Here is an 11618-nt window from a genome sequence, read left to right as displayed (position 1 = left end):
GGAAGAGGATTGTTTTTAACAAGATTCGACGGACGCTTCGGCAAACGCCCGCTTTGTAAAAAGAAGGGAATTGTGTCTAATCGTGAAAGTCAAAACACTCGTCTACGTTATTATTTCGACCTTTTTATTCAGTTCAATGGAGATTGCGCTGAAAATCGCAGGTGGGAGCTTTAACCCCATTGAACTTAACTTCATCCGCTTTTTATGCGGTGGTTTAGCATTACTACCAATTGCAGTACATACATTACATCGAAAAAATCAGCAGCTGCATCTCCGTGATTGGGGGGCCTTTGCCCTAACTGGATTCACCTGTGTTGTTGTCAGTATGACACTCTATCAGATGGCAATCCAGGCAACGACCGCGTCAACAGTTGCCATTTTATTAAGTGCTAATCCTGTTTTTGGGATGTTGATTGGATTGATCTTCTTGGGTGAACGGATGACGCGAACCAACACGATTGCCGTTATTTTAACGCTAGTTGGGTTGGTGATCATCATTAACCCCTTTAAATTGACGAATCCCGTGGGCATTTTATTGGGCCTGTTGTGTTCAATAACGTTTGGTCTTTATGGCGTTCTTTCCCGGGTGAATTCGAATCGGCGGCACTTTGATGGGTTGACCATGACCTGTTTCTCGTTCATTGCCGGAGCGATGGAATTGGGCCTGTTCATGTTATCAACGCACATTCCGGGTGAGGCAAACGTCCTTCGCGGAATCAAGGGCTTCAGTGACGTGCCGTTTTTTGCAAACTTGAGTTGGAGTTCTCTGCCACTGTTGGCTTACGTTAGTATCCTTGTGACCGGGGTGGCGTTTGGCTTATACTTCATCGTCATGGATGAGGCGGGGATTCCCGTTGCCTCGCTGATCTTCTTCATTAAACCAGCCTTGGCACCAGTGTTAGCGCTGATCGTGCTTGGGGAACCGATTTATAAAAATACGGTCGTTGGGATCGTTGTTATCCTGATCGGTTCCGTTGTGACACTGGTTGGTGAAAAGATTGCGTTGACCATGGGCCAGTGGTTTAACACATCGAACGGTGGTCATAACCACTCGTAAGATTAAACGAATAATGAAACGCGTCATTAAGACCGTCAATTCAATTTAGGATTGACGGTTTTTTATTCCCTGATCGGGTGAAACGGCCCGACGCCAGTTTAGTAAAATTATCACAATATGAAGGTGCTGGACGCCGGACCATCAAGATGATTGCCGCGAGTTGACGGGCTTTTAACCAACCTATTACGTGCAGAAATAGCGTCAATAAATAATTCGTATTGGATATGAAATCGCTTCCAGAAGACAATGAAGACGTTATCACAGGGTGATGTAATCTTGTGATTTAAAACACATCATGGAGGCTGTAAAATGGTTGATTACAAAATTATTTATGAAGACGAATTAGAAGTTGGGATGAGCGGCGAATTCTCCAAACGGGTCACCGAAGCTGACGTGAAGGACTTTGCGAAGGTCACCGGGGACTACAACCCCATGCATATGGACGATGAGTTTGCTGAACAAACCCAATTTCACGGCCGGATTGCGCACGGCATGATTTCTGCGGGAATGATCTCGGCTTGCTTAGGAACAAAGATGCCGGGACCAGGAGCCATTTACCTAGGACAGACGTTACGGTTTGAGAAACCAGTTCACTTTGACGATGTTCTGGTTGTTACGGCTGAGGTTACCAAGATCGAAGCCAAAAAGCACTTTAAGATTGCAACGATTGCAACAACGGTGACAAATCAAAATGGTGAGATCGTTACTGATGGCGAAGCGACGATCATGCCAGCTAAACATTAAGCCACCACAATAAGAACGCCCCCCTCATGGTAAAAGAGGGGGGCGTTCCTATTGTGATTTAGATGTTATTCGTTAGGAAATTCTGCTTTCCGTTTTTCAAGAAAGGCGGTCATACCTTCCGTTTGATCAGCGGTTGCAAATGTTTGGGCCCACATTTGGGTTTCGAAGTCGATGGCGGTGTCGAGGGGAAGATCAGCGGCACGGTCAATGACGTACTTAGCCATCCCGACAGCAATCAACCCATTCTTCTGAATGGTGTCCGCAATTTCCGTCACCTTGTCCGTTAAGGCGGCTGGTTCCGTCACTTCTTCAACGATCCCGGTCCGGTAAGCTTCTTCTGCATCCACCATGGTTCCCGTTGCAATCATTTCCTTGGCTTTCCCACGACCGACTAACCGGGTAAGGCGCTGGGTTCCCCCAAAGCCAGGAACGATCCCAAGCGTCACTTCAGGTTGACCAAACTTGGCCTTATTTGAAGCCACTCGCATGTCGCATGAGGCGGCTAATTCAAGACCACCACCTAAACAGTAACCGTTTACGGCAGCAATGGTGACTTGTGGTAAGTTTTCAATCTTACCAAACGTTTCGTGCGCTAATTTTGATAAATCAGCGGCTTCCAGAGCATTCATGTCACGCATTTGGGCGATATCTGCGCCTGCGACGAAGGCCTTTTTACCGGCACCTGTGATGGTAAGCACCTTAATGTCGGCGGCGTTCATTTTGACGTTATCCAGTGCCCGACCAATTTCGATCAGTGTGGCTGAATTTAAGGCGTTCATTGACCGCGGCCGGTTAATGGTCAAGGTTGCAATCCCATCAGAGACATCAAGCAAAATGTTTTTAAACGTTGTTGTTTTAATCATCGTTAGTAACGTCCTTTCGTAATTCCGGGAGTGATACTAGCGAGCACTTTCAATTCACATGATAGCGTGAAATCAAATAAATGCAATGATGCACATGCAAAGCGAAAAAATGGAAATCGCGTCGCACTGGGATTTGCAGGGAACCTTTAATCACCAAGGTAGACAAGTTCATCAGCAAAGTTTGTGAAAAAACGAATTTTTATGGAATTAAAATGGTGTTGAATTAGGCTTTGACCAGCCTATAACTTTTTGTAATCGAAATAATGAAAAAATATCAACATTTACTTCTGAAAGCGTTTTTTTTATAGTTCATATTGGTTAAAATATAAAGTAATGTGCAAAATGTTACTTTATGCAGGTTGAAAACTAAAGGAGGCGGATATTTATGACAGGTAGTTGGGATGTTCGGTTAGCAGCAGAGTTTTTTGGCACGATGATTTTGGTCTTATTCGGGAACGGGGCCGTTGCCAATTCGTTTTTGAAGGGGACAACGGGGAACGGAACGGCTGGTCAAGCTAATGGGGGGTGGCTGTTCATTGCATTTGGGTACGGCCTCGGGGTCATGATCCCGGCGATGATGTTTGGATCCATTTCAGGAAACCACCTTAATCCCGCAATTACACTGGCTCAAGCAGCGGCAGGAATCTTTCCGTGGTCACAGGTGCTGGGCTACTTGTTAGCGCAGTTTGCTGGCGCGATGGTGGGGCAATTACTCATTATTTTGATTTATTGGCCATACTATAAAAAGACTCACGAAGCAGACCTTGTGTTTGGAACCTTCGCAACGGGGGATGCGGCTGGTAGTAAGTTAAATGGTTTCTTAGCAGAAACAGTCGGGACGTTTGTGCTGGTGTTTGGTGCAATGGGGTTATATCGTGGCATGTTCTTTCATCAAAACGTTGATATTGCCAACATCGGCGTTGGTTTACTGATTGCCACAATGGTGATCTCACTTGGGGGACCAACGGGGCCAGCATTGAATCCGGCGCGTGATTTAGGTCCACGGATCATTCATGCGTTGCTTCCGATCCCAAATAAGGGGTCCTCGCACTGGGAATACAGTTGGGTTCCTGTTTTAGGCTCAATCGTGGGGGCTGTGATTGGGATCTTTACGTACAAGGTCTTCTTCGGCCTTTAAGAAAAGTTTGTGAAAAATCACGCTTAAATATCGTTGAATCCGGTTAGGGTAAATATCATAACTTGTTGTTATGGAAAAATGAAAAATGCGTATTGGTTATTTATCTTGGAAGGGCTTACATTTTGATTGGAGATAAGGATTTGTTTTTGATGAAACAATCATGTTATCGCTGGCGGTGCGGACAAAAAGCTCAAAGAGGCCTAACTGACGTTTATTAGCGGGCACTTTCACTCTGACAGTTTGGTGGCACGCACCGACATAAATTGAAAAAGGGTGGAATTGAAAATGTCAGAAGATGTAATGGTTAAAATCTCTGAAAAATTAAAGGGCAACGTTGCCCGCTCTGTTAATCCGTATGGGTGTCAGAAAGAAGTCCTTGATCAAATTGCCTATGTCCAGGAAAAGGGCCATTACGAAGGGGCCAAAAAGGCGTTGGTTATTGGGGGGTCATCAAGTTATGGCCTTGCCAGTCGCATCACAGCGGCCTTTGGTCAAGGCGCCGACACAATTAGTGTTGCCTTTGAACGGCCGCCAAAGGATGCCTCAATGCTCGGAACTGCTGGCTGGTATAACAACATTTATTTCCGTGAAGCAGCTGAAAAAGCGGGCCTGAAAGCGAAAAACTTTAATGGCGATTGTTTCACTCAGGAAATGAAAGACCAAGTGATTGCGTACATCAAGAGTGAATTTGGTGGCTCAATTGATTTGCTCGTTTATTCCGTTGCGGCACCAAAACGGACCAACCCAGATAATCCGGATGAAGTTTGGCGGTCAGCCATTAAAACGGTGGGCGCACCGGTAACGGGTGAGAACATTAACTTAGAAACGAACTCGTTATTTGAACAAACGGTTGAACCAGCAACGCCCGAAGAAATCGAAGGAACTAAGCACGTCATGGGTGGTGAAGATTGGGAACTGTGGGTCAACGAATTGAAAAAGGCCGGTGTTTTGGCACGCGGCTTCAAGACGATTTTGTATTCATACATCGGACCAAAGAGCACGTACGCCTTTTACCATGAAGGAACACTGGGACTTGCTAAGGACGCTGCTGAAGCTTCGTCTCACAAGATCCAAGACAACATCAATGATTTAAATGGTGAAGCACTGATTTCTGTTTCACGGGCGGTTACCACTAAGGCCTCAGTCGTGATTCCGATCTTCCCACTGTACTGCTTGGCATTGTATAAAGTTGAAGAAGAAACGGGCACTCACGAAACACCAATTATGCACAAGGACCGGTTGTTCCGTGACATGGTCTACGGTACAAAACGTGAACTGGATGATCGTGGACGTTTACGGCCAGACGCATGGGAACTGCGTGATGACATTCAAGCGAAGGTCACAGACTTGATGGCAAAAATTACGCCAGAAAACTTTAACACTGATTTAACGGGTTACGCACAGTTCCGGCGTGAATTCCTTCAGTTAAACGGGTTTGAAGTTCCTGGTGCTGACCAAGATGTTGTTAACCTTGAAGAACTGAAAAACCTTGAACCCTAATCAACCGTTTTAGGGAGATCACCGGTACAGATGATCGCCTCAAAATGATGATAACGAAATTGCTAATAATGGAGATGGGCGAGAATGACAGTTCAATTTATTGATAGTAACGCGGCCGCTAAGCTGATTCCAGATGACGCAACGATTGCGCTCGAAGGCTTTTTAGGCTCTGACGTTGCGGAAGAAATCTTACGGGCAATTCGGGCGCGCTACGATACGGAAGGCCACCCCAAAGCGCTTGAAGTGTGGCATGCCTCCGGAGTTGGTGATGGCGTCGCAAAGGGAACCAATAACTTGGCGGCCAAGGGGCTTCTTAAACGGCTCGTCGGGGGGCACTGGGGGTTAGCGCCACAGTTGGAACCACTGGTGGAAGCCAACGACTTTGAAGCCTATAACTTCCCACAAGGGGTGTTATCCCAAATCTTCCGTGATTCTGCGGCACATAAACCAATTCAAATTAGCCGGGTCGGATTGGGAACGTTTATTGATCCCGACATTGAGGGTGGGCGCCTAAACGCAGCCGCTAAGAAGCATGATTTGGTGTCGAAAATTAAGGTTCACGGCGAAGATTACCTCGCTTATGAGGTGCCAAAGCCCAACGTTGCTATTTTACGGGGAACGTTTGCGGATGAAAATGGGAACATCACGTTTGATGATGAACCACTAACGTTGGAATCGACGTCGATTGCCATGGCGGCGCATAACAACGGCGGGAAGGTCTTTGTCCAGGTTAAACGGGTTCTGAAGGCAGGTTCAATGAAGCCAAAAGACATCCGTATTCCGGGGCTATTGGTGGACTACGTTGTTGAAACGGCCGATGAAACGATGACCATGCAAAGCAACACCACGCAGTACAACCCGGACTACATCAATCAAGATGTGATTAAACCAGCCGGCGCCATTAACGTACCATTGGACGCCAAAAAGGTGATTGCACGCCGGGCCGCAATGTTTAAAAAGGATACCGATCAGATCGTCAATTACGGAATCGGGAAGTATCCAGAAACAGTGTCACTGGTCCTAAAAGAAGAAGGTGCTGCTGAAAACATTACAACCACGGTTGAACCCGGAACGTTTGGTGGTGTACCAATAGGTGGCGGTGACTTTGGGTGTGCCATTTCTCCAGAAGCAACCATTGATCAACCATACATGTTTGATTTCTATGACGGTGGTGGGATCGACATTACGTTCCTTGGTCTTGCTGAACTAGACCAAAAGGGGAACATTAATGTCTCGAAGTTTGGACCGAAAATTGCCGGAACCGGTGGGTTTGTGAACATTACGCAAAACACGCCAACGGTAATTTACACGGGGACCTTTACCGCTGGCGGCTTACGGGAAAGCATTCAAGACGGTAACTTGGTCATTGACCAAGAGGGCCGCCGGAACAAACTGGTGGACGCCGTGGAACAGATTACGTTCTCGGGGCCGGTTGCTTACAGCAATCAGCAAAACGTTTACTACGTCACTGAACGGGCCGTCTTCAAGTTGGTTGCCAACGGGATCGAACTGATTGAAATTGCGCCGGGGATGGATTTACAACGAGATATTTTAGCTCACATGGACTTTGAGCCACAAATTAGTCCCACGCTAAGTTACATGGATGCGCGGATTTTCCAAGACGCGCTAATGGGTGATGTGATTAATCAGCCGGGCGAACCAGTCGGGATGTCCGTTTAGACAAGCGGTTGGACTGCACATGACGAAGGTGTTGATCGTCAAGTGCTGAAAAAAAACGACTTCGGTTGGCAAGAAACTGTCAATCGAAGTCGTTTTTAGTTGAGTTGTGTGGTGGTCACGGTTTTGAACGGATGTTTTTAAAGTAATTGGAGATCCATTTTTGCGTGTACCGTGCCAGGTTGTTATGGGAAACGTCGCCGAGACTGCACAGGCTGATGTTCCACGGAAAGGCGGGGGTAACGTCGCGGTGCTCGATGTTTGTGCCCGCATAGTTATCCCCAATTGGGGCGGCGATGATGCCGACGACGGGCATTTCCTGACACATGTTGAGGATGAGGTCCCAGGATGTTGTTTGGAAGAAAATGTTGGGGTTGAGGTGTTGTTGCGCAAAGCGATTTTTCATTTGGAACGTCACCATGAAGCTGTCATCTAAAGTGACGATGCGCTCCTTCCCAATTTCCTTAAGGGGAATGGCGCCAGGAAAATCATGGAACCGGTGGGACTTATTGAACCACACGGCAACGGAGTCACGGTAAATGATGTCTTCCTTAATGGCCGGAAAGGTCGCGGGTGCCACCAGGACGGCGAGGTCAATTTCCTGTAAAATGAGCATTTTTTGAAGCTCGTAGGCCCCTTTTTCAACGATTTTTAACTCAATATCAGGGTTTTCTTGAATGAACTTTGGAATGGCCCGGTTGAAAACGGTGGAAATGATGACCGGCGCGATCCCGATCCTGACGGTCCCACGTTTGGCGGTCGCGTGGTTGCGCATACTGGTCAGCATGTCTTGATACTCCGTGGCAACCAGCCGCCCGTGCTTGATGAGATCCTCACCAACGGGGGTTAGTCCAATAATGCGGCCCTTGCTGCGAATGAAAATTTGAACACTTTCGGTGTCCTCTAGTTCACTGATCAGTTTACTGAGTGCGGGTTGGGAAACGTTCAGGACCCGGGCGCTTTTAGTGAGATTAAACCCGTTATCAACGATGGTAATTAAATACTGAATTTGATGAATATCCATGTAAAAATCCCTTCATTCATTAAAGTGGAGAAGCAAAATGAAATCGTTAAAAGATCATTTATATCGAGAACTTGTTCCAGAAATTATCCGCCAGCACCAAGGCGATGGTCCGGTTATTATTGGAATTACTGGAAATATCGCTTCTGGAAAGACGACGTGTGCTGCTGAAATGAGCCGTGTCCTCACGGAGCTGTTGCCAAAACAGCGGTTATGTAAAATTTCGACGGATGACTTCTTAATGACAAACAAAACGCTGCGTGAACAGGGACTGTTTGCACGCAAGGGGTTTCCAGAAACGTACGATGTCGACCGAATTACAGCCTTTAAGCGCGCAGTAAGTCATCGGCAAAACTTATCGTTACCGGTGTACGACCACCAACAAGATGATTTAAATAAATCACGACGATTATTAATTAATTGTCCTGATATCATTATCCTTGAGGGTCTGATGGTTTTGCAACCCGTTTTTCGTGAGATTTGTGATGAAACGATTTTTCTTGAGACCACTGCGGCGGCTAATTTCCAGTGGTACCTGGACCGGTGTGTCGCGTTGGGCTTGCCGGCAGTTTACCAGTTAGAAATGGACGCGTTTACGGCGTTAGCGACCAAGACATGGCACGACGTTAACGTGAAAAACTTTGAGGAAAACGTCGAACCGTTACGGCAGTTTGCCAGTATTAACGTTCAACTCGCGGCGGATCATCGGATGGTCAACATGACGGTCAGGCATCCACTAACCCAGGTTCAGCGTCAGGATCGGCGCGATATTGAAATAAGCGAGGCAATGAAATGAAATTTAAAACGAGTGATCAAATTGAATTAGATTACGATGACGTTGGAACGGGGCAACCAGTGCTCATCATGACGGGGTATGCCGGCTATCGGGAAATTTGGCGTGCACAGGTCGAAACGTTGGTTAGTCACGGTTACCGGGTCATTAACTTGGACCGGCGCAACCACGGGCGGTCTGAAACGACCACCAAGGGGTTACGAATGAGTCGCCAGGGGAAAGATGTCGCCGAGTTACTGGATTATTTGGATCTGGATCACGTGGATGTGATGGGAAATTCAATGGGGGCGGCCACAATTTGGGCTTACTGTTCCCTGTACGGTGATCGCCGGCTGCATAAGGTGATCAGCGTCGATCAATCTCCCAAAATGATTAGTGACGAAACGTGGTCGGATGGGTTACTAGACCTAACGTGGGCCAATTTCCCAACGGAAGCGTCGGCCATGATCCGCGTTCACACGACGTTTAAACGAATTGACGATGAAACCTATCGGGCTGTTAAGGATGTGCAAGCGGGAAAGACCTTTGATTATCAATTGAACCAACCGTTGCTGTACGACCATGCGTTTCAAGATTGGCGTGATGTTATTCGGCAACTGAGCGTCCCCGTTCTATTTATGGCGGGGGCTGAAAGCCCGTTTTGGAATCCGGAACACGCCCAAAAGTCAGCGGCACTTTGCCCCAAGGGCCAGTTTTGGATTGCACCTGAGGCTGGGCATATCATCATGGCTGAACAACAGGCGGCGTTTAATGACCAGATGCTGACGTTCTTAGCAGATGAGTAGGGCCCGTTTAAATGCAGTAAAAAATCGTACGGCGCCAGCGCTAACTGGTGACGTACGATTTTTGTTGGTTTACTTAGTAAAATCAAATGTTTCGAGGAATTGGGCCACGCCGTCGTCATCATTGTTGCCGGTGACGTGGGTTCCAGCGGCTTTGATCTCAGGCTTCCCGTTGTCCATAACGACGCCCACCTTAGCGGCCGTTAGCATGCCAAGGTCGTTTTCGGCATCGCCAAACGTCATCAGGTTATCAAACGTCCAGCCGTAGTGGGCTAACAGGGCGCTTAAACCGACGTGTTTGTCCATGCCAGCGGCCAAAAATTCGAGAATTTGCGGTTGCGAACGGACGGTGTGGTACTGAGCCTGCATCGCTGCCGTGAGGTTGGTTGTTGCGTCGTCCAATGTTGCAGGGTCAAGGGCCATGACCGCCTTGCTGTACGTTTGGTCGGCAAGGTCTGGAAATGCTGTTGGTGTGAACGTGAGGTTAGCATTCAACATTTTCTGATAGATGGAGGGGTTCAGGTCAGCCAGTGGGTAAACTTGGTCGAAGTCGAGTACATCTAACGGGTACCCGTGATCAGCACAGTAATCATGGAGGAGGGCGAGATCCTGCTTACTAATCCCCTGTTTAAACAGTTCGTGATGGCCAACGTTTTGAATCACCAGTGCGCCGTTAAAGGTAATGGTGTAATCCTCGTCATTTGTCAGTTCAAGCTGTTCGATGTACTTCCAAATGGCGTTGATCGGCCGGCCGGTGCATAACACAATTTTGACACCTTGCTGATGAAGGTGTTTTAAGATTGCTTCATTTCGGGGACTGATCCGTTTATCACTGGTTAGTAGCGTTCCGTCTAGATCCAACGCAACCATTTTAATCATGGGGGTTCCTCCTTGATGGTAACCGTTCGGTGTTTGCGAAATCGGTGTTGAGCGTAGCGATAACGCAACGATTTTTGTGTTAAAACGAGCAAAACGGTTAAACCGGTGCTTGCTCGAATTTAACGCGACTAATTCTAGAATAGCATATTTAAGAAGTGCTGGCGGCGCCAATTAGCTAAATTAACAAAAGACCGAACTTTCCACTGTTTATAATTTATCTTTGTTAAGAAACTCGGTAGAATAAGGGTAACAAGAAAATGGGGGCGACCACCATGAATTATGAGTCAACGTATCGTTACGATGGTAAAAAATCATTAGTGTTAGCAACGCAACCGACAAGTTTATCTGAACCAATGCCGGAAAAAGAAGCCATTCAGGCTCAACTCGCGGAAAATTTATCAAAACTTGCCGATCTGCAAAGCAAATTGTATGCACAATCAACGCATGGTGTGATCGTTCTGTTACAGGGCATGGATGCTGCCGGAAAGGACAGCATGATTCGTCACGTGATGAGTGGTTTGGACCCAGAGGGGACCTCCGTGGTGAGTTTTAAGCAGCCAACCAGTAATGAACTGGCGCACGATTACCTGTGGCGTATTTCGGCAGCACTCCCACGGCGGGGAAGCATTCAGATTTTTAACCGGTCACAGTATGAAGACGTCTTGATCAGCCGGGTGCACCCAGAAATTTTGACGACCCAACACTTGCCGGGCATTACGAGCGTTGACCAGGTAACACCCGCCTTGTTCCATGAACGGTATGACGACATTAAACACTACGAAACGTACCTGAAGCATAACGGCTTTGTGCTGCTTAAATTTTTCTTGCACTATTCAAAGGCCGAACAGAAGCGGCGTTTTGAAAAACGAATTGAAGTTCCGGATAAGAACTGGAAGTTTTCAGCGGCCGACATTAAAGAACGGGCCTACTGGGATGACTATCAAAAAGCATATGAAGAAATGCTGAACCACACGGCAACCAAGGATAATCCCTGGTACATCATTCCATCGGACTCCAAGTGGTGCTCACGGGTCGTGGTGTCGAACATTTTAACCACCCGTTTAGCTGAGTTAAATCCGAAGTATCCAACGGTCACAGCAGAACAAAAGCAAGACTTACACAGAATTTTGGAACATTTACAAACTGACGAAAATAGTTGAGGGT

11 protein-coding genes are annotated in these 11618 nt (G+C 47.2%); 8 read left to right on the top strand and 3 right to left on the bottom strand.

Features of this window, described 5'->3' with window-relative positions:
• Nucleotides 1-82 precede the first annotated feature (82 nt).
• Nucleotides 83-1057 carry a DMT family transporter gene (locus tag ACRYI5_RS06780; protein ID WP_448224737.1) on the top strand — a complete coding sequence of 325 codons (975 nt, stop codon included), beginning with the start codon at nt 83-85 and terminating at the stop codon, nt 1055-1057.
• A gap of 309 nt (nt 1058-1366) precedes the next feature.
• Nucleotides 1367-1801: a MaoC family dehydratase gene (locus tag ACRYI5_RS06775; RefSeq protein ID WP_407879950.1), complete on the top strand. Its 435-nt coding sequence runs from the start codon at nt 1367-1369 to the stop codon at nt 1799-1801.
• 65 nt (nt 1802-1866) lie between these two features.
• On the opposite strand, the gene ACRYI5_RS06770 is transcribed toward ACRYI5_RS06775, so the two are convergent.
• Nucleotides 1867-2664 (bottom strand): enoyl-CoA hydratase-related protein, encoded by a 798-nt coding sequence (locus ACRYI5_RS06770; RefSeq protein ID WP_407879952.1) that lies wholly within the window; start codon nt 2662-2664, stop codon nt 1867-1869.
• Between the two features lie 385 nt (nt 2665-3049).
• Here ACRYI5_RS06770 and ACRYI5_RS06765 point away from each other — a divergent pair, with 385 nt between their 5' ends.
• From ACRYI5_RS06765 to ACRYI5_RS06755, 3 genes are all read left to right on the top strand, one after another.
• On the top strand, nt 3050-3802 hold the full coding sequence (locus ACRYI5_RS06765) for an MIP/aquaporin family protein (RefSeq protein WP_448224736.1): 753 nt from the start codon (nt 3050-3052) through the stop codon (nt 3800-3802).
• A gap of 285 nt (nt 3803-4087) precedes the next feature.
• On the top strand, nt 4088-5302 hold the full coding sequence (fabV, locus tag ACRYI5_RS06760) for an enoyl-ACP reductase FabV (protein ID WP_448224735.1): 1215 nt from the start codon (nt 4088-4090) through the stop codon (nt 5300-5302).
• An 84-nt stretch (nt 5303-5386) separates the two neighbouring features.
• A complete protein-coding gene (locus ACRYI5_RS06755; protein WP_448224734.1) occupies nt 5387-6982 on the top strand; it encodes an acyl CoA:acetate/3-ketoacid CoA transferase in 1596 nt (531 codons plus the stop codon).
• 115 nt (nt 6983-7097) lie between these two features.
• On the opposite strand, the gene ACRYI5_RS06750 is transcribed toward ACRYI5_RS06755, so the two are convergent.
• Nucleotides 7098-8003, bottom strand: a complete 906-nt coding sequence (locus ACRYI5_RS06750; RefSeq protein ID WP_448224733.1) for a LysR family transcriptional regulator — start codon at nt 8001-8003, stop codon at nt 7098-7100.
• A gap of 37 nt (nt 8004-8040) precedes the next feature.
• Between ACRYI5_RS06750 and ACRYI5_RS06745 the strand changes: the two genes are divergently transcribed.
• Complete coding sequence (locus ACRYI5_RS06745) at nt 8041-8796, top strand: hypothetical protein (RefSeq protein WP_448224732.1); 756 nt, start codon at nt 8041-8043, stop codon at nt 8794-8796.
• The gene (locus tag ACRYI5_RS06740; RefSeq protein WP_448224731.1) at nt 8793-9578 is read left to right on the top strand and encodes an alpha/beta fold hydrolase; all 786 of its coding nucleotides are present in this window, start codon (nt 8793-8795) and stop codon (nt 9576-9578) included. Before ACRYI5_RS06745 ends, ACRYI5_RS06740 begins: the two co-directional genes overlap by 4 nt.
• A 69-nt stretch (nt 9579-9647) precedes the next feature.
• Here ACRYI5_RS06740 and ACRYI5_RS06735 read toward each other — a convergent pair whose 3' ends face one another.
• Nucleotides 9648-10454, bottom strand: a complete 807-nt coding sequence (locus ACRYI5_RS06735) for a Cof-type HAD-IIB family hydrolase (protein ID WP_448224730.1) — start codon at nt 10452-10454, stop codon at nt 9648-9650.
• Between the two features lie 272 nt (nt 10455-10726).
• Between ACRYI5_RS06735 and ACRYI5_RS06730 the strand changes: the two genes are divergently transcribed.
• A complete protein-coding gene (locus ACRYI5_RS06730; protein ID WP_407879965.1) occupies nt 10727-11614 on the top strand; it encodes a polyphosphate kinase 2 family protein in 888 nt (295 codons plus the stop codon).
• Nucleotides 11615-11618 lie beyond the last annotated feature (4 nt).

The sequence above is a fragment of the Furfurilactobacillus sp. WILCCON 0119 genome (assembly GCF_053471565.1).
This window is presented reverse-complemented; position numbering and strand designations above follow the sequence as displayed.